The organism is Paenarthrobacter sp. GQ52 (assembly GCF_059759005.1).
Map to the genome: position 1 here is coordinate 151,843 of NZ_JCAXEJ010000007.1, position 16,564 is coordinate 168,406.

21 protein-coding genes are annotated in these 16,564 nt (G+C 61.9%); 7 read left to right on the forward strand and 14 right to left on the reverse strand.

The window, feature by feature from the left end; all coding sequences use genetic code 11:
- Positions 1-4: 4 nt before the first annotated feature.
- The 6 genes from AC6CH8_RS11945 to AC6CH8_RS11970 all read right to left on the reverse strand — a co-directional run bounded on the left by AC6CH8_RS11945 (position 5) and on the right by AC6CH8_RS11970 (position 6,524).
- The gene (locus AC6CH8_RS11945; protein WP_498190719.1) at positions 5-808 is read right to left on the reverse strand and encodes an HpcH/HpaI aldolase family protein; all 804 of its coding nucleotides are present in this window, start codon (positions 806-808) and stop codon (positions 5-7) included.
- Positions 793-1,578 (reverse strand): 2-oxo-hept-4-ene-1,7-dioate hydratase, encoded by a 786-nt coding sequence (gene hpaH / locus AC6CH8_RS11950; RefSeq protein WP_018779811.1) that lies wholly within the window; start codon positions 1,576-1,578, stop codon positions 793-795. Before hpaH ends, AC6CH8_RS11945 begins: the two co-directional genes overlap by 16 nt.
- A gap of 4 nt (positions 1,579-1,582) precedes the next feature.
- Positions 1,583-2,680: a 3,4-dihydroxyphenylacetate 2,3-dioxygenase gene (gene hpaD / locus AC6CH8_RS11955; protein WP_498190721.1), complete on the reverse strand. Its 1,098-nt coding sequence runs from the start codon at positions 2,678-2,680 to the stop codon at positions 1,583-1,585.
- A 103-nt stretch (positions 2,681-2,783) separates the two neighbouring features.
- Entirely contained in the window at positions 2,784-4,295 is a 1,512-nt protein-coding gene (gene hpaE / locus AC6CH8_RS11960; RefSeq protein WP_498190723.1) for a 5-carboxymethyl-2-hydroxymuconate semialdehyde dehydrogenase, read from the reverse strand.
- Positions 4,296-4,330: 35 nt separating this feature from the next.
- Positions 4,331-5,014 (reverse strand): GntR family transcriptional regulator, encoded by a 684-nt coding sequence (locus tag AC6CH8_RS11965; RefSeq protein ID WP_420179343.1) that lies wholly within the window; start codon positions 5,012-5,014, stop codon positions 4,331-4,333.
- The gene (locus tag AC6CH8_RS11970; protein ID WP_498190725.1) at positions 5,007-6,524 is read right to left on the reverse strand and encodes a fumarylacetoacetate hydrolase family protein; all 1,518 of its coding nucleotides are present in this window, start codon (positions 6,522-6,524) and stop codon (positions 5,007-5,009) included. The genes AC6CH8_RS11965 and AC6CH8_RS11970 overlap by 8 nt, the downstream gene beginning before the upstream one ends.
- 200 nt (positions 6,525-6,724) lie before the next feature.
- On the opposite strand from AC6CH8_RS11970, the gene AC6CH8_RS11975 reads away from it, so the two are divergent.
- Together AC6CH8_RS11975 and AC6CH8_RS11980 are read left to right on the forward strand one after the other, a co-directional pair.
- On the forward strand, positions 6,725-7,294 hold the full coding sequence (locus AC6CH8_RS11975; RefSeq protein ID WP_420179344.1) for a YdeI/OmpD-associated family protein: 570 nt from the start codon (positions 6,725-6,727) through the stop codon (positions 7,292-7,294).
- 42 nt (positions 7,295-7,336) lie between these two features.
- Entirely contained in the window at positions 7,337-8,041 is a 705-nt protein-coding gene (locus AC6CH8_RS11980; protein ID WP_498190727.1) for an alpha/beta fold hydrolase, read from the forward strand.
- A gap of 50 nt (positions 8,042-8,091) precedes the next feature.
- Here AC6CH8_RS11980 and AC6CH8_RS11985 read toward each other — a convergent pair whose 3' ends face one another.
- Complete coding sequence (locus AC6CH8_RS11985; protein ID WP_420179346.1) at positions 8,092-8,526, reverse strand: hypothetical protein; 435 nt, start codon at positions 8,524-8,526, stop codon at positions 8,092-8,094.
- 183 nt (positions 8,527-8,709) lie between these two features.
- Between AC6CH8_RS11985 and AC6CH8_RS11990 the strand changes: the two genes are divergently transcribed.
- From AC6CH8_RS11990 to AC6CH8_RS12005, 4 genes are all read left to right on the forward strand, one after another.
- The gene (locus AC6CH8_RS11990) at positions 8,710-8,907 is read left to right on the forward strand and encodes a CsbD family protein (RefSeq protein ID WP_498190729.1); all 198 of its coding nucleotides are present in this window, start codon (positions 8,710-8,712) and stop codon (positions 8,905-8,907) included.
- A gap of 304 nt (positions 8,908-9,211) precedes the next feature.
- Positions 9,212-9,481 (forward strand): GlsB/YeaQ/YmgE family stress response membrane protein, encoded by a 270-nt coding sequence (locus tag AC6CH8_RS11995; RefSeq protein ID WP_178993727.1) that lies wholly within the window; start codon positions 9,212-9,214, stop codon positions 9,479-9,481.
- Positions 9,474-9,734, forward strand: a complete 261-nt coding sequence (locus AC6CH8_RS12000; protein WP_498190731.1) for a hypothetical protein — start codon at positions 9,474-9,476, stop codon at positions 9,732-9,734. Before AC6CH8_RS11995 ends, AC6CH8_RS12000 begins: the two co-directional genes overlap by 8 nt.
- Positions 9,735-9,895: 161 nt before the next feature.
- Positions 9,896-10,777 (forward strand): AraC family transcriptional regulator, encoded by an 882-nt coding sequence (locus AC6CH8_RS12005; RefSeq protein WP_498190733.1) that lies wholly within the window; start codon positions 9,896-9,898, stop codon positions 10,775-10,777.
- Here AC6CH8_RS12005 and AC6CH8_RS12010 read toward each other — a convergent pair.
- The 7 genes from AC6CH8_RS12010 to AC6CH8_RS12040 all read right to left on the reverse strand — a co-directional run bounded on the left by AC6CH8_RS12010 (position 10,769) and on the right by AC6CH8_RS12040 (position 15,779).
- Positions 10,769-11,332, reverse strand: coding sequence for a cysteine hydrolase family protein (locus AC6CH8_RS12010; protein ID WP_498190735.1), 564 nt, complete (start codon positions 11,330-11,332; stop codon positions 10,769-10,771). The two genes, AC6CH8_RS12005 and AC6CH8_RS12010, sit on opposite strands and share 9 nt — an antisense overlap.
- Positions 11,333-11,379: 47 nt before the next feature.
- On the reverse strand, positions 11,380-12,315 hold the full coding sequence (locus AC6CH8_RS12015) for an SDR family oxidoreductase (RefSeq protein ID WP_420179351.1): 936 nt from the start codon (positions 12,313-12,315) through the stop codon (positions 11,380-11,382).
- 99 nt (positions 12,316-12,414) lie between these two features.
- Positions 12,415-13,218, reverse strand: coding sequence for a DUF1206 domain-containing protein (locus AC6CH8_RS12020; protein ID WP_498190737.1), 804 nt, complete (start codon positions 13,216-13,218; stop codon positions 12,415-12,417).
- A gap of 117 nt (positions 13,219-13,335) precedes the next feature.
- Positions 13,336-13,539 carry a hypothetical protein gene (locus tag AC6CH8_RS12025; RefSeq protein ID WP_420179353.1) on the reverse strand — a complete coding sequence of 68 codons (204 nt, stop codon included), beginning with the start codon at positions 13,537-13,539 and terminating at the stop codon, positions 13,336-13,338.
- A 205-nt stretch (positions 13,540-13,744) separates the two neighbouring features.
- Positions 13,745-14,224: a hypothetical protein gene (locus AC6CH8_RS12030; protein ID WP_498190739.1), complete on the reverse strand. Its 480-nt coding sequence runs from the start codon at positions 14,222-14,224 to the stop codon at positions 13,745-13,747.
- Between the two features lie 69 nt (positions 14,225-14,293).
- The gene (locus AC6CH8_RS12035) at positions 14,294-14,701 is read right to left on the reverse strand and encodes a DUF7793 family protein (protein WP_498190741.1); all 408 of its coding nucleotides are present in this window, start codon (positions 14,699-14,701) and stop codon (positions 14,294-14,296) included.
- Between the two features lie 136 nt (positions 14,702-14,837).
- Positions 14,838-15,779, reverse strand: a complete 942-nt coding sequence (locus tag AC6CH8_RS12040; RefSeq protein ID WP_420179356.1) for a GlxA family transcriptional regulator — start codon at positions 15,777-15,779, stop codon at positions 14,838-14,840.
- A 133-nt stretch (positions 15,780-15,912) separates the two neighbouring features.
- Between AC6CH8_RS12040 and AC6CH8_RS12045 the strand changes: the two genes are divergently transcribed.
- On the forward strand, positions 15,913-16,551 hold the full coding sequence (locus tag AC6CH8_RS12045; RefSeq protein ID WP_498190743.1) for an isochorismatase family protein: 639 nt from the start codon (positions 15,913-15,915) through the stop codon (positions 16,549-16,551).
- The last annotated feature ends 13 nt before the right edge of the window (positions 16,552-16,564 follow it).

Consider the following 16,564-nt stretch of genomic DNA (forward strand, 5'->3'; position numbering starts at 1 on the left):
TGGCTCAGTAGCTTTCGCGCTCAGCCGTTTCAGGCACCGGAATGAACGTTGATGCGAAGCCCTCGGAAGCGCGGGCAAGCACAGCGACATCGGCGCCGACCAGTACAAAGGAGGCACCAGCGTCGAGGTATGCGCGGGCAGTTGCCTCATTGAAGGCGTTTACGCCAGCCGGTTTTCCGGCTGCTTTCGCGGCTGCAAGGCAATGCTCGACGACGGCCCTCACCAGGGGATTCTCCTGCTGTCCCAGCAGGCCCATTGAAGCGGCGAGGTCCGAGGGACCAAGGAAGATGCCGTCAACGCCATCGACGGCAAGGATCTCCTCAACGGCGGATGCCGCGGCCTCGGACTCGATCTGAACGGTGAGGCTGATCGAGTCGGAGGCGTTGGCCAAGTAGTCCGGGACGCGGTTCCAACGCGAGGCTCGGGCAAGTGCCGAGCCAACACCACGGACGCCAAGCGGCGGATAACGAACAGCGGCAACGGCGGTGGCTGCCTCAAAGGCTGAGTTCACCATGGGGATCAGCAGGTTCTGCACGCCGAGGTCCAAATACTGCTTGATTACCACCGTGTCATTCACGGGAGGCCGGACCATGACCTGCAGAGGGTAGCCGCTCACGGCATGAAGCTGTGCCACGATGGATTCGAGGCCGTTCGGGCTATGCTCTGCGTCAATCAGCAGCCAGTCCAAACCCGAGCCGGCACAGATCTCTGCAACCAGCGGACTTCCGGAACACACCCACATGCCCGCCAGCGGACGCCCCGCGTCACCAAGGGCCGAATAGAAGGTGGGGCTCAGCTGAAGTGACATGTCACAACTCCCAACGGTCCGTAGTCTGCGTGTACGGTATCACCTTTGTACACCCATAAGGGGCGTGTAAACGAGCCCGCGAGGATGATATCTCCGGCTTTCATTGAGTCCCCGTGTGCAGCGATCTTGTTGGCCAGCCAATGCACTCCGTTGGCCGGATGATCGAGCACTCCGGCAGCCACTCCGGTCTCTTCCACTGTCTGGTTTTTGTACAGGATGGCGGAGACCCAGCGGAGGTCGACGGCGTCGGGTCGCACCGGGCGGCCACCCACCACCATGGCGCCCATCGCGGCGTTGTCCGAGATGGTGTCCACGATGGTCCGGCCCTCCATCTCGATCCTGGAGTCCAGGATTTCGAGGGCCGGAACCACGTAGTCGGTGGCGTTGAGGACATCGAAAATGGTGCAGCCCGGTCCTTTGAGGCCTGACTTGAGCACGAATGCCAGCTCCACCTCAACCCGGGGATGGGTGTACTTATCCCATTCCACGGAGCATCCGGTCTCCAGGACCATGTCATCAAAAATGGCGCCGTAGTCCGGCTCCGTGATGCCCGTGGCGGCCTGCATGGCCTTGGACGTGAGGCCGATCTTACGCCCCACCAACGTGCGCCCCGCTTCCTCGTTCCGCCGCATCCACAACTGCTGCACGGCGTAGGAATCCTCCACCGTCATGTCCGGGTAGCGGGCGGTGAGGCGCGGTACCGGCTTGCGGTTGCGTCCGGCCTCGAGCAGTTCGTCGGCAATGGCTTCGATCGTTTTCGCGTCCAGCATGGCTTTAGACCTGCGCTCCCAGTTTGAAACCCTCGGCAGCCTCGCCGGATGCGCCATCCGGACGAGTGTAGGAGAATCCGTCGGCGCCCACGGTGACAGCCATTTCCGAGGCGTCGGTACGCTCGATCACGGGTTGCGGGTTGCCGTCGAGGTCAAGGACCAGGGAGGCTTCGGTGTACCAGGACGGGACCACCGGGTTGCCCCACCAGTCGCGGCGCTGGTTGTCGTGGACGTCCCAGGTGACGGTGGGGTTGTCCGGATCACCCGTGTAGTAGTCCTGGGTGTAGATCTCTACGCGGTGGCCGTCCGGGTCAAGGATGTAGAGATAGAAAGCGTTGGACACACCGTGGCGTCCGGGGCCGCGTTCGATGCGGTCGGAGATGCGCAGGGCGCCCATCTTGTCGCAGATCTGGATGATGTTGTGCTTCTCGTGCGTGGAGAACGCGATGTGGTGCAGGCGGGGTCCGTTGCCACCGGTCAGCGCGGTGTCGTGCACAGTCTGCTTGCGGTGCATCCACGCGGCGTACGTGACGCCGTCGGAATCCTTGATGTCTTCCGAGACGCGGAAGCCGAGGTCCTCCAGGTACTTGCGGCCACGCGGGACGTCAGGGGTCACCTGGTTGAAGTGGTCCAGGCGGACGAGTTCTCCGGCGGAGTAGAGGTCGTAGCGCTGGGTGAGGCGTTCGACGTGCTCAACGTCGTAGAAGAACTCGTACGGGAAGCCCAGCGGGTCCTCCACGCGGACGGAGTCGCCCACACCTTTGGTGAAGCCTTCCTTGCGGCGCTCAACCCGGCAGCCCAACTCGCGGTAGTACGCCTCGGCGGCGTCCACCTCGGCCGGGGACTTCACACGGTACGCGAACGCTGCGGCTGCTGCGACCGGGCCTTTGCGGAGGACCAGGTTGTGGTGGATGAACTCCTCGAAGGAGCGCAGGTAGATGGTGTTCTCATCTTCCTCGGTGACGTGCAGGCCCAGAAGGTCCACGTAGAACGCGCGGGATTTGGCCAGATCCGTGACCACGAGTTCCAGGTAGGCGCAGCGGACGATGTCCGGAGCCGGGACTGCGGGAGTGGGGATGGGGCCGCTGAAGGGGGTGCTCATGATGGTCTCTCTTCGTTGAAAGGGTGGTGTGGGAACCCAACTGAGTAGCAGTAGATGCCGTTTTGGAGACTCAAAACGCGCACTATTGCGACCTAGTCGGGTACTAGGCGCCGAACTTGGGCGTGTGGACGGAGCCGAGCGTGATGTGCACGGCTTGCTGATCGGTGTAGAAGTCGATGGAACGGTAGCCGCCCTCATGACCAAGACCGGAGGCCTTGACGCCCCCGAACGGAGTACGCAGATCGCGGACGTTGTGGCTGTTGAGCCACACCATGCCGGCCTCCACGTTCTGGGAGAAGTTGTGGGCCCGGGTGAGGTTCTGGGTCCAGATGTAGGCCGCCAGGCCGTACTTGGTGTTGTTGGCCAAGGCGAGGGCTTCGTCGTCGTTCTCGAAGGGCGTGATGGCCACGACGGGACCGAAGATCTCCTCTTGGAAGATCCGCGCGTCAGGCGCGACGTCGGCAAACACCGTGGGTGCGATGTAGTTGCCTTCAGGCAGGTGGGCGGGTCGGCCTCCGCCGGCCAGGAGCCGACCCTCCGACTTGCCGATCTCCACGTAAGAGGCCACCTTCCGGTAGTGCTCGGGATGAACCAGGGCACCTACCTGGGTCTTGGGATCGTGGGGATCGCCCACCACGATGTTCTTGGCCCGGGCGGCGTACTTTTCGCAGAATTCGTCGTAAATGGCGCGCTCAACCAGGATGCGGGAGCCGGCGGTGCAGCGTTCGCCGTTGAGGGAGAACACACCGAACAGTGCCGAGTCGATGGCGGCGTCCAGGTCGGCGTCAGCGAACACGACGCACGGTGACTTGCCGCCGAGCTCCATGGACAGGCCCTTGAGGTTGGCGGCTGCGTTGCGGAAGATCGTTTGGCCCGTGGTGGTCTCACCGGTGAAGGAGATCAGCGGCACGTCCGGGTGCTTCACCAGGGCATCGCCGGCTTCTTCACCCAGGCCGTTGACCAGGTTGAACACACCGTCAGGGAGGCCGGCGTCCTCGAAGATCTGAGCCCAGAGCGAGGCTGAAAGTGGCGTGAACTCGGCCGGCTTGAGGACCACGGTGTTACCGGTGGCCAAAGCCGGGGCGAGCTTCCAAGACTCCAGCATGAACGGGGTGTTCCACGGCGTGATCAGGCCAGCGACGCCGATGGGCTTGCGGTTCACGTAGTTGATCTGCGAGCCCGGGACCTTCATGGCGTCGTCGAACTGGGCCACGATCAGGTCCGCGAAGAAGCGGAAGTTCTCGGCAGCGCGCAGCGCCTGGCCCTTGGCCTGGGTGATCGGCAGGCCGGTATCGAAGGTTTCGAGTTCGGCGAGGCGGGCCTCCTGGGCTTCCACGGCGTCGGCGATCTTGTTCAGCACCCGGGCACGCTCACGCGGCTTCATCTTCGGCCACGGACCATTGACGAATGCTTCGCGGGCCGCGGCGACGGCGAGGTCGATATCTTCTTTCTGGCCGGCAGCAGCGGTGGCGTAGTTGCCGTTCGATACCGGGTCCAGGACGTCGAAGGTCTTGCCGGATACCGAATCAACGAACTCGCCGTTGATGAAGTGCTGGATATGGGACGGAAGGTTCTCGGGAATGTAGTGCTTGGCGGTCTCTACGGAGGTCGTCATCGTTGAAGTCCTAACTAGTGATCAGTGGCTGGTGGTTACTGTTTGGCTTGGGCCAGGTAGGCGTCCAGGGTGGCTGCGCGGTGCTGGCGGGCTGCTTTTTCGATGGTGTCGGCGTCTGCAGCGCCCTCAATAAGCTGCAGCAAGGCCTCGTGTTCGCGCACCGACTCCTGCGCGCGGCCGGGAACGAACCGGAAAGTCGACGAACGAAGCGAGGCCAGCCGGTTCCATCCCCGATGCACCAGGTCAAGAATGTGCGGATTGGGGCAGTGCTCAAAAAGGACGCTGTGGAAGTCCTGGTTCAGCGCGGTGAAGCGGACGGGATCGAAGTGCTCCAGGCACTCCCGCATTTCCTCGTTCACCGCACGAGCACGGGCGACGGCTACCGAATCGATCAGCGGTGCCGACAACGCGGTGGCCGCGCCCTCCACGATGCTCAGCGTCTGCATCGTGTACAGGTATTCGGTGGGATCGATTCCGGCCACCGTGGCGCCCACGTTCCGCTCGAACTTGACCAGCCCTTCGGCCTCAAGCCGGCGGATCGCCTCCCGGACCGGCACCACACTGAAGCCCAGGTCCTCGGCGATCTTCGCGAGCACCAGCCGGTACCCCGGGGTGTACGCGCCTTCCACGATGCGCGCCTTCACGGCGGCATACGCCTGTTGGGACTTGCTTTCGGGATTAGCTTTCAGGGCAGGACTTCCGACGGCGGTTTCAGTCACCTGAGGCTCCTTCCGGGCTTTGGCTGGCCGACCATTCCGTGTAGCGTGCCTGCCATTCCTTGTTCATCGGGTACAGCCCATCAACGCTGTTGCCTTCCTGGACCATCTGGAAGATGAACGTCTCTTCCTTTTCCTGCTGGATGCAGTCGTCCACCAGTTCCTCGGCAATGGCCGGCGGGATCACCAGGATGCCGTCCGAGTCGGCCACGATGATGTCGCCCGGCTGAACGGTCGCGCCGCCGCATGCGATGGTGATGTCGGTGTCCCACGGAATGTGGCGGCGTCCCAGCACTGCCGGGTGGGGGTTGGCGAAGTAGGTGGGCATCTCCAGGTCAGCCACCGCGGAGTAGTCGCGGACACCGCCGTCAGTGATGATGGCAGCAGCTCCGCGGACCTGGGCACGCAGTGCCAGGATGTCCCCCACGGTGCCGGTGCCTTTCTCGCCGCGGGCTTCCATGACCAGGATTTCGCCGTCGTTCACGGCGTCGATGGCGCGCTTCTGGGCATTGAAACCGCCGCCATGGGTCTTGAAGAGATCCTCGCGGTTGGGTACGTAGCGCAGGGTCCGGGCCAGGCCCACCACCTTACGGTCCGGGCGGGTGGCCTGCAAGCCGTCAATGCTCACATTGTTCAGCCCGCGCTTACGGAGCTGGGACGACAATGTGGCGGTGGCGACAGACTCCAGCTTCGCCTTCAGCTCCGGCGTCAGGACGGAAGCAGCCTCCGGTCCTGCAGCCTCCAGACCAGCCGCCTCCCGCGATCCATACGCCTCTTCCCGCTGGGTGTCATCGGTCTTGGGACGGGCACCAAAGTCCGCGAACGGCGTCGTGCCTTCCGTTACTTTGGTGGCCAGGCGGCCGCTGCTGAAATCACCTCCGGTGACCTCAATCTCGACGACGTCGCCCGGCTTGGCTACCGAGGCGCCGGCCGGGGTGCCGGTGAGGATGATGTCGCCCTCTTCGAGCGTGAGCAGCTGGGAGAGGTCCGCGACGAGTTGTGCGAACGGGAAGAGCAGGTCCCCGGTGGTATCGTCCTGGACCAGGTCACCGTTATGCCAGGTGCGGATCCGCAAATCGGTGGGGTCGACGGCGTCGGCAGGAATGAGTGCCGGGCCAACGGGAGTGAAGCCGTCGCCGCCCTTGGACCGGACATTGGATCCCTTGTCTGCGTAACGGAGATCGTAGACACCGAGGTCGTTGGACGCGGTAACCCACTCGACGTGGCTCCAGGCATCCTCCAACCCGACACGGCGGGCGGTCTTGCCGATCACCAACGCGATCTCGCCCTCGTAGCCGAGGAGTTCGCAGCCGGCCGGGCGCTCAACCGTTCCGGGAGCATCCGTGGAGCCGATTGCCAGCGACGAGGAAGGCTTCAGGAAGTAGGACGGCTGCTCGGGAGTACGCCCGCGCTGGGCCGCGCGGCTGGGGTAGTTGATGTGGACCGCAATGACTTTGCGCGTCCGGGCCAGCATCTCCTGGCTGACTTCCTGAGTCCGGAACTCCAGTGTCACGGCGCCTCCTCTTCCTCAAGCTGCATCAAGTACGAAATCGTATACGATAACTATGGACCGGAAACGTGATCTGCGTCAACCCCCTCCCCAAAACCCAACTAAGTAGCAGCTGAGGCGTTTTGAGCGTCCAACACGGCCTCTGCTGCTACCTACTTGGGGGATGCTGGTACTTGAACCAGGAGCAGTGGGGAGGTAGCAGCATGGAGCAGAAGAGTGAGCCGGAGCTGCTGAGATTTGCCAGCGGCGCGGAGTGGGAAGACTGGCTCTCCGCGAACCACAACACCAAGGCCGAAGCCTGGCTTGTCATCGGGAAAAAGAACTCGGGCGCCGGACTCATTGAGATACAGGAAGCCTTGGACGGCGCCCTCTGTTTCGGCTGGATCGACGGCCAACGCAAGGGCCACGACGACAAGACATTCCTGCAAAGGTACTCCCGACGTCGGGCCCGAAGCTCGTGGTCCCAAGTGAACGTGGGCAAAGTGGAAGCACTGATACGGGCACGACGCATGCAACCTGCCGGGTACGCCGAAATAGATGCAGCCAAAGCTGATGGCCGCTGGGAAGCCGCCTACGTTTCGCAAGCCAACGCAGAGGTTCCGGAGGACCTGCAGGCCGCACTCGCCGGAAACCGGGCCGCCAAGGAAACCTTTGAAAATCTGGGCAAGACAGAGCGCTACCTCATCATTTTGCAGGTGTTAAAAGCTCGCTCCACGGAGTCGCGCGCCAAGATCCTGGCGAAGGCAGTGGAGACGCTGGCGGTGAGGAGCTAGCTGCCCTTACAAACTGTCGGTGGGCTCCCGTAGGGCACCGGCATGGACATCATCCTTGTACCCGGTTTCTGGTTGGACGCGTCGTCGTGGGAGGAGGTGACGCCACCGCTGGAAGCAGCCGGCCACACGGTTCATCCGCTGACGCTGCCGGGGCTGGAGTCGGTGGACGCATCACGCGCGGGCATCGGCCTTCGCACCCACATCGACGCCGTGGTGGCGAAAGTAGACTCCCTCGACGGCAAGGTCATCCTGGTGGGCCATTCAGGTGGCGGCGCCATCATCCATGGCGTAGCAGATGCCCGCCCGGACCGAGTGGCCCGCGCCATTTACGTTGACAGCGGACCACTCGGTGAGGGCGGGGTCATCAATGACGAACTGCCCGACGACGGCGACGACGTCCCGCTGCCGCCATGGGAGTTGTTCGAGGAAGAAGACCTCGTAGACCTGACTGACGACCTCAAGGACGCGTTCCGGGTACGGGCCATCCCGGAGCCCAAGGGCGTTGCCTTCGACCAGCAACACCTGAGCGACATCCGGCGCTACGACGTACCGGCCACGATCATCGCCTGCCAGTTCCCGTCGTCGCTTCTCAAGGAGTGGATGGATGCCGGGCACCCGTTCACGGCAGAACTGGCCAGGATCCGGGACGTCGAGTACCTCGACCTCCCCACCGGACATTGGCCTCAGTTCACCAAACCCAAAGAGCTGGGTGAGGCGATCCTGACGGCGGTCGAACGCGCCAAATAGACCTCCGACGGCGGCACTTACCCGACGCGGCTGCCCTCAGTGAGGAGAGTTCAGGCCTTGGGCGGCGTGTTGGTCGCCGGACCTTCCGGCGCAGCGCCGCCCTCGCCTGTCCAGTCACTTCCCGTGGCGTCATCCAAGGCAGGGTCGGACACCACGTCCGACTTGATAGTAGGGACGGTGGTGACGGTGGGCTTGCTGCTGGAAGAGGAGTCAGTATGCTGACCCGCCTTGGGGGAAGTGATGCCAGGGAACATCGCTTCTGCCTTTTCCAGCAACTTCTTGCCGGCCTCATACAGATTGTCCAGAACGTCCGGCACGGATTCCTGGACTGCTTCCGTGGCCTGGTGCACGTTCTCTTGAACCTCAGGGTTCTTCCAAAGCTTCTCGGTGCCTCCGCGGACCCGCCGGTACACCTCCGGCCAGGACTTCGATCCCCATACGTAGCCGACAGCCACGCCGACGGCGAACAATGCTTTGCCTTTCACAGCAATCACTCCTTCCGAGGTGTTATTCCTTGACACTATCCCTGCCGGGCATGCCGTGTCACCTGCCCATTGATTGCAGGCCGGTTAATAGTGATTTGCCGAAATAAAACATTCGACTAAACTGTTATGCCAACCAGCGGATAACCGCAGGAAGTAGCCGCATGAAACCCGAGGAGTGAAACCATGGGACTGGGTGACAAGATTAATAATGCCGCCGAAGAAGCAGGCGGCAAGGTCAAGGAAAAGACCGGCGAAACCACCGGCGACAGGAACCTGCAGGCCGAGGGCGTCGGCGAACAATCTGAGGCAAACCTCAAGCAGTCCGGCGAGAAAGTCAAGGACGCAGCTCAAGGAGCCAAAGACTCCCTCAAGGGCCACTAGACCGCGAATCCGCAGCATTCGGGGCCCGCAAGCAAGGGCTGACTAATAGTCAGGTTACTTGCTACTTGCCCCGGGAGCCGCTAGCGTTGCTGATGTAGTACCGAGTCCGACCCAATCGGCAGGAGTGCTTTATTGGCTGCATTTCATAAATTCATCGGGGTTGCATAAATAGTTCCAATCCCCACATTCCATAGGGCCTCCAGGGGCCCCATTACGGTGCCTACACCTTGGAACAGGCACCCGATGAACATACTCGCTTCATCACGTTCATGGAATTTCCATCAACAAGAAAGTAGGAGCAAAAATGGGTTTCTTTGGTTTTCTTCTGCTCGGTCTTTTGGCCGGCGCTATCGCAAAGCTTATTCTTCCCGGCCGCCAGGGTGGCGGCTGGCTGGTCACCCTCCTGTTGGGCGTCGTCGGCGCACTCCTGGGTGGCTGGATCGGCGGGCTCATCTTTAACACGGGCCTGCAGGAATTCTTCTCCCTCACCACATGGCTCCTGGCTATCGGCGGCTCCATCATTGTGCTGCTGATCTACGGCCTGGTCACCAACCGCAGGACCCACCATGGCTAACAACCAGAACCGCGACGCCAACGGCGACGAACTCGAAGGCCAGTATTCCGAAGGCGACTACGGAGACACAGGTGTGTCCCCGGAGACACTGAAGGAAGATGCCGGAGGCGACTATACCGAAGGTGACTACGCCGAGAAGACGGTACCTTCGGCTGACGCCGAACTGGATGAAAAGAACACGGAAGACATCCCTGAGGACCGACCCTTCTCCTCCGAACCGGACGAAGAAGCTTCAGGCTCCAGTCGACCGTAACAACTGAATACAGCCAAGAACCCGGAGAACTGCAGATGCAGTCTCCGGGTTCTTGCGTTGTGCGGGTTCATACATTGTGTGGCCTGATATTTTCGGGCATGGATTGTTGGGGCATCGACTCGGAAGTCCGCGTAGCGTCGATGAAAAGGATGGAGCACCGGGTGCAAGACGGAGGCATGATGCAGGGTTGGAATCGGGCCATAGAGCTCATCGAGCAAGACCTCACCTCGGATATCGAGGTAGGTGTTTTGGCTCGTGCTGCCCTGACCTCCGAGTACCACTTCCGCCGGATGTTTTCCTCCCTGGCTGGCCTGCCCATATCTGAGTACATCCGCAGGCGGCGCCTGACGGCAGCCACTGCGGAAATCCTCGAGGGCGGGACTGTGCTGAACGTTGCCGTCCGCTATGGGTACGGATCGGCAGAGGCATTCACCCGTGCGTTCAAAGCCCTGCACGGGTTGAGCCCCTCTGAGGCACGACTGCCGGGCGCGGTTCTCCATTCCCAACCTCAATTGAGGTTCCACCTCCGAGTTGAAGGAAACGCCGACATGAAGCACCGCATAGAAGATCAACCTGCTTTCCGCCTCATAGGCCTGAAAGCCCGTGTCCCTTTGGTCCACGAGGGACCCAATCAAGCCATCATCGACTTCCAGCGAGGACTGGACCCCGCTGTCACCAAGCAATTGTTGAAGATTGCGGACATGGATCCCGCAGGCCCGCTATCAGTCACTGACAACATCGAAGAGCAGCGCATCGAGGGAAGCGAACTGGACTACTGGCACGCAGTAGCCTCTACGAAACCGGTCCCGGAAGGTTTCGAGTCCATGGAGGTCCCGGCCGGCCTGTGGGTGGTCTTTGAAGCCGAGGGAAAGTTCCCGGAAGTCCTGCAGGGTATGTGGGCTGATGCCGCCACGGAATGGTTTCCTGCCAACCCCTACAGGTGGGCACCGGGTCCGGAAATGCTCAGCGTCCAGGTGGAACCCGGCGGCACGCATGGCCGCGGGCAACTGTGGATCCCCATTGAAAGGGAAGAACTACGCTGAGGGAGCTGATCCCAGAAGCTGCCGAATTTCATCCAAGGGCAACACGTTCTGCCGGTATTCACGGGTGAGGACCCGCAGTACGGACTCTGCGGCTTCCGCGTTCTCTGTCCCAATGGCCTCGGCCGCATAAATCACCTTGATGTTGTGGGCAAAGGCGTCAGCGGCCGTTTGGGCGATGCAGTTATGGGCTGAAATGCCGGCAAGAATGACGGTGTCGACGCCCCAGTTCCTCAGGCGCATGGCAAGATCTGTACCGAAAAAGGCGCTGTCCCGGGTCTTGACCAGCCGGGGATGATCGGCAGTGAGCAGTCCGGGAACGAACTCGGCCTGCTCACTGCCCCTGAAGATAAATCCCTGATCATCGTCGAGCATGTTCAGGCTCCATGTGGATTTGTCCCGTTCATGCACTGTTCCTACCAGGAGCACTTTGGACCCGGCTTGGAGCGCTGCGCTGGTCAACGAATTGCAGGCAGCAACAATTTCTTCCTGGCGCCTCTTGAGAGCAGGGTCCTCGAAGTAGGCGTTCTGCATGTCGATCACCAACACAGCGATCATCGTTGTACTCCCTAAACCTAAACCTCAACAATCCGCCCGGGCAGAGATCAGAGTCCCTTCCCGCCCGTGACGGGAAGGACTGCTCCCGAAATATAGGAACCTTCATCGGACGCCAGCAACACGTAGGCTGGCGCCAGCTCGGCAGGCTGGCCGGCACGACCCAGGGGTGTGTCCTGCCCAAAGGTGGGGAGCTTGTCCGGCCATTCGGTGGCTGGGATCAGTGGAGTCCAGATAGGGCCAGGCGCCACTGCATTGACGCGGATCCCCTTGGGCCCGAGTTCCTCGGCCATGGCCTTGGTGAAGGCCACCTGGGCCGCTTTGGTCATGGCATAGTCGATCAACTGGGCGGACGGATTAAACGCCTGGATGGATGCCGTGACAATGATCGAGGCGCCCGGCCGGAGATGCGGAATGGCTGCCTGCGCCGTCCAGATCAGCGAGTACAGATTGGTTTTGAAGACACGGTCGAACTCCTCCGTGGGTATGGTTTCCAGGCCTTCGCGGTTCTTCTGGTAAGCCGCGTTCAAAACCACCACGTTGAGCCCACCAAGCTCCTGCACTGTACGTTGCACAATCTCCGCCGCGAAGCCTTCATCCCGCGCATCACCGGGCAACAGCAGGGCTTGCGCTCCGCACTCACGGATCCAATCCGCCGTCGACTGCGCATCTTCCTCTTCCTCCGGAAGATAACTAATGGCCACGTTGGCGCCCTCGCGCGCGTAGGCAATGGCTACCGCAGCGCCGATGCCGGAGTCACCGCCGGTGATCAACGCGGTCTTACCCTGCAGGCGTCCGTGCCCCACATAACTCTTCTCGCCATGGTCCGGTTGCGGATCCAGTGGTTTGGTGAGGCCCGGCTGTTCCTGCTCCTGCTGGGGGAATTCGCCCGAGTGGTACCCGCGGCGGGGGTCTGACGGTGGGGAGGTGAGACGGTTCCCGTCGGTTTGCGGCTTGTCAGTCTGGTTCGGATCACCTTGAGTCATGGTTCTGCCCCTTTTCAGATTGCACGGCACGGTGCTTTATTCACTCCACGGTACTTTTGCCCTGTACCCGTACACCCGAGCTCCTAAACGCAGTCAGGACTAGGTCCGGAGGGTCCTCGCTTTGACCATAAGGAACAACCCGTAGGCGATGAGCCCCAGTGCGACGGCGGCCAACAAGTACGGGCCATAGGGCTGCTCCTTCAAGGCTTTCAAACTTCCATCAAGGCCCGTTGATTGCTCGGGCTGCGCGCGAACCGCGGCGATGACCACCAACAGCCCCACCAGGAAGAGGGCGATCCCCTTGGCGATGTAACCCACTATGCCAACCCAGAGTTGGAACTTGTGCACGCCCGGGTTGGGTGAAAGGGATAGGTCCTTGGTGAACTTTCGACGAAAACCCCTCACAGCGAAGACGACGCCGGTAATCGCGACGCCGGCGCCGATGGCGATCAGCAAGAAGACCCCGAACGGCGCCTTCATAAGAGTGACGGTGAAGTCGCTGCTGGACTCCCGACTGTTCTGGCCCTGCCCCACTACGAAAGAAATGATGGTGGCCGCCAACGCAGCGAACACCAAGGCCTGGCCTAAAGCCGATAACCGCTTGGTCAGTTTGTTGTCAGAGGCGATTCGGTAGCCGAGGATGGCATTTCCCAGTTGCCATAAAGCCAACGCCGCACAGGCTCCAAAGCAGGCCCAGAGCAGGAGGGGCCCGGCTGGTTTGTTGGCCAACTCGGTCACAGCGCCGCTGACATCAGCCTCGCCGCCGCGGCCCACCGCGAGTTGGATCGCTATGACGCCAATGAGCAGGTGCAGGAGCCCGCTCACGGCATAACCGGCCCGGGCAACAGCTGCGAAAGCCTGCGAATTCGCGGCTTCCTCGGCCACATCAGCGGCCTTTCTCATCTCTTCCTTGATGGCAAGCCTCCTTATTTTCGCGCTGGACTCCATCGTCCCTTAAACGGCGTCGGGCAGGTACTCGCCCGAATAACGAGGTGCCTGCCCTAGTGAAAGCTTGGCGCCCTAGAAGCCGACGACCGACTGCGGCCAGATGCTCCTGAGCCCCGCGCCAAGGGGGTTGAACTGCTCACGGACGGTCACCACTGCACGGGTCTGGCCAACGGTTTCCCCAGCGTGGCCCGCGGCGTCCGGGGCACCTGTGAGGGCTTCGGACTTGGTGTGGGCGGCGCCGGCAGTCACGGACTTGGCGGAGATCTGGTCAGTCATTTCGGTGGTCCTTCCTGGAAGTTCCCGTCAGCTGATTGGCTGATGTTTCAACCATCGGACGGGGTCCTCAAGAAGGACGCCGGGTCATCTCAAGATTCCCTCAAGATTCCTCCCGGCGCGTCGAGTCCGCCCGCCGAGGTGGCATTTAATGACAATGTTCCGCGTCGCGATTGTCACTAAGTGCCACCTCGGCGGGGCAAAGGATCTAGCGGGCGTCCTTTTTGGCTTGGCGCTGGGCACCTTGCGAACGGCTGGAAGCGTCCCGCTTTACTCCGCCGGTGGTCTTCTGGTGAGACCGGGTCCGGCCCGAAGTGGTAGTGGATTTGGTGCCGGTTCCGGAGCTCTCCGGCCCGGTGGACTTGTCGGCGCCGGCGCGTTCCAGTCTCTCATCCTTGAGTTCTTCTGCCGCCTCGTGAGCCACCCTGGCGAGTTCTGTGCTCACTATGGAGAGTGCTTCCTCGAACACCAGGGCCCGGGCACGCGCTTTGTCCGACTTGTTGGCGGCGGCTCCGCGACCACCGGCTTCCAGCACTTCGTCTGCCGCTTTGCGTCGATAGTTGGTGGTGTATTTGTTCCGGGCCTTCCGCACCCGTTTATGGAGTTGGAGCAGGCCTTCCTCGTCGAGGAGCTCAAGTCTTGCTGGCTCCAATTCGCGAATCAAATCAAGTTGATCTTGTTTCAACACCCACAGATATTGGTCCATTCGCCGATGATTCCACACCTCCTGTTAGAGGTATAGAGCGTCACGGTGTTCTCACTCAACTGCACGGCCCTGATGCGGATCGATAGCCTGCTGCTCCGGTTCCAAGAGCCAAGTCATTGCCTCGGCTTCGGAGGTAAAGAACCTCGTGGGGCAGGGCGCGGGCTGGGCGGCCAGTTGGTAGTCGACGAGTATGCGGTCAACAGGATTTTCACCCAGCAACGCGATTCTGGAGGCCGCACAGGGCTCGATGAAAACGTCACGTGCGGCGCGACTCAAGTGGCTCGCGTTGGCCATCCTGACCAGCAAGGGATAGCGACTACCGGCAGCGAACTCGTTGACAGCGTCCACGGCAGCCCGGGCGTTGCCGGCTTCAATTCTGACACCCGGGTCCCAAGCCAGTAACAGGACATTGTCCGCCTCGAGCTGAAGGGTGTAGTCGACGTCGTCCGCTTCGGCCATGGAACCGTCTCCATCTCTGCAGGATTGCAGGACTGCCCGCACACCACGGGCTGACTCCACCCTGCACCACCCAGTATTCACCCCGTCTCACCCGAAACGAGTGATTTTTGGCTGGGGGTCCGGGGCGTGTAAGAGATCAGGCGGTAAACCGGCGCCGGTAGTCCGTGGGTGAGGTGGCAAAGGCGCTGGCAAAGTTCTGCCTGAGGGTCACGGAGCTGCCGAACCCGCAGTCGGCCGCAACCTGGTCAACAGACAAATCGGTGGTTTCCAACAGGCGGCGGGCCGCATCCAGGCGGCGAGTGCGTATCCAGGCCGACGGCGTGGTCCCGGTTGAGGCGCGGAAGGCGCGCAGGAAAGTTCGCCGGCTCATGTGGGCCTGGGCCGCGAGCCGGTCAATGCTGAGCGGCTCTCTCAGCCGACCCAACGTCCACTCAAGCAAACGGGCCATCGGGTCCCCCTCAGCTCGCGGCGGAAGGGGATGCTCGATGTACTGGGCCTGCCCACCTTCACGGTGCGGGGCGATGACCAGGCTTCGCGCCACTTGGTTGGCTGCTTCCGCTCCCAAACGGCCTCTCACAACGTGCAGGCACGCATCGAGTCCGGACGCTGTGCCAGCAGACGTCAGGACGTCGCCGTGATCGATGTAGAGCACTGTTTGGTCGAGGGAGACATCGGGGTGCCGGACAGCGAGGGAATCAAAGGCTTGCCAGTGGGTCACGGCAGATCGTCCGTTCAGGAGACCGGCGTCGGCAACGGGGATCGCTCCCAAACACAAACCCACTATGGTTGCGCCCCTGCCATGGGCTTCCCGGAGGACGTTGCTGAGGACTTCGCCGGGCTCGCGTTCGTCGTCGAACCAGGACGGCACCACTACGACGTCGGCGTGTACCGCCGTCGAGGGGCCTTGGACCTCCCCCAACATGTAGCCCTCGGTCGTTTGGATGTGGCCCGAGCGGTCAGAGAACAGGACGGTATTCCACTCGGCCAGGCCCTGGCGTGAGACCTCGTCGAACACCATTTGCGGCACGGCCAGATGGAACATTGTGACGCCGTTGAATGCATACACCGCGATCTTCATACTGATCTTCCCTTACGCTTTGGCCCGAATCAATCGTATATGGGCATTCGTGCCACTGGTGCCCGGCGGGCAAGGGACGAATGATGAAAGGGACAACCGAATGTCGCCCCAGCAACCACTACGGGAGAACACCATGAGCACACCCCGCCGCGCCCTCGTCCTCGTCGATTTCCAGCAGCAGTACTTCAGCGGCCCGCTGGAAATTCAGTACCCGCAGCACCAAGAGTCTCTTCCGATGATCGTGAAGGCCATCGAGGCCGCAACTGCAGCCGGCATCCCCATTGCGGCAATCCAGCACAGCGAAGGTGAAGGCGCACCCGTCTTCGCCCCGGGCACAGCGGAATACGAGCTGCACCCCGAGGTGGAAGCCCGCCGAACCGGTTCATGGAAAAAGGTGGTCAAGCAGTACGGTTCGGTCTACGCCGGCACGGATGTCGCCGCATGGCTGCGGGAGCACGACGTCGACACCGTCACCTTGGTGGGTTACATGACAAACAACTGCATCCTGGCCTCAGCCGTTGAAGCAGAATTCCTCGGCTTCGCCACTGAAGTACTCTCAGATGCCACGGGAGCCATCAACCTCAGCAACAACGCCGGAACCGTGGACGCCAAGACCGTTCACACCACGTTGATGGCGTTGTTGAATTCCAACTGGGCCGCCGTTGCTCCCACCGAAGCATGGGCCAAGGCCGTCGAGTCCGGGCAGTCGCTGGAAAAGAGCGATCTGGGCAGTTCTGCCATGGCAGGGGCCGCGTTGCACGCAGCGTCCTGAAAAGCTTCCTGAC

Bases quoted from the DNA above. Each gene is read 5' to 3' on its own strand.
- AC6CH8_RS11990 (WP_498190729.1), top strand. From the start codon at position 8,710: ATGGGACTGGGTGACAAGATTAATAATGCCGCCGAAGAAGCAGGCGGC.
- AC6CH8_RS11945 (WP_498190719.1), bottom strand. From the start codon at position 808: ATGTCACTTCAGCTGAGCCCCACCTTCTATTCGGCCCTTGGTGACGCG.
- AC6CH8_RS11980 (WP_498190727.1), top strand. From the start codon at position 7,337: ATGGACATCATCCTTGTACCCGGTTTCTGGTTGGACGCGTCGTCGTGG.
- hpaE (WP_498190723.1), bottom strand. From the start codon at position 4,295: ATGACGACCTCCGTAGAGACCGCCAAGCACTACATTCCCGAGAACCTT.
- AC6CH8_RS12020 (WP_498190737.1), bottom strand. From the start codon at position 13,218: ATGAGAAAGGCCGCTGATGTGGCCGAGGAAGCCGCGAATTCGCAGGCT.
- AC6CH8_RS12025 (WP_420179353.1), bottom strand. From the start codon at position 13,539: ATGACTGACCAGATCTCCGCCAAGTCCGTGACTGCCGGCGCCGCCCAC.
- AC6CH8_RS11995 (WP_178993727.1), top strand. From the start codon at position 9,212: ATGGGTTTCTTTGGTTTTCTTCTGCTCGGTCTTTTGGCCGGCGCTATC.
- AC6CH8_RS12035 (WP_498190741.1), bottom strand. From the start codon at position 14,701: ATGGCCGAAGCGGACGACGTCGACTACACCCTTCAGCTCGAGGCGGAC.
- AC6CH8_RS11975 (WP_420179344.1), top strand. From the start codon at position 6,725: ATGGAGCAGAAGAGTGAGCCGGAGCTGCTGAGATTTGCCAGCGGCGCG.
- AC6CH8_RS12000 (WP_498190731.1), top strand. From the start codon at position 9,474: ATGGCTAACAACCAGAACCGCGACGCCAACGGCGACGAACTCGAAGGC.
- AC6CH8_RS12015 (WP_420179351.1), bottom strand. From the start codon at position 12,315: ATGACTCAAGGTGATCCGAACCAGACTGACAAGCCGCAAACCGACGGG.
- AC6CH8_RS12010 (WP_498190735.1), bottom strand. From the start codon at position 11,332: ATGATCGCTGTGTTGGTGATCGACATGCAGAACGCCTACTTCGAGGAC.
- hpaD (WP_498190721.1), bottom strand. From the start codon at position 2,680: ATGAGCACCCCCTTCAGCGGCCCCATCCCCACTCCCGCAGTCCCGGCT.
- AC6CH8_RS12040 (WP_420179356.1), bottom strand. From the start codon at position 15,779: ATGAAGATCGCGGTGTATGCATTCAACGGCGTCACAATGTTCCATCTG.
- AC6CH8_RS12045 (WP_498190743.1), top strand. From the start codon at position 15,913: ATGAGCACACCCCGCCGCGCCCTCGTCCTCGTCGATTTCCAGCAGCAG.
- hpaH (WP_018779811.1), bottom strand. From the start codon at position 1,578: ATGCTGGACGCGAAAACGATCGAAGCCATTGCCGACGAACTGCTCGAG.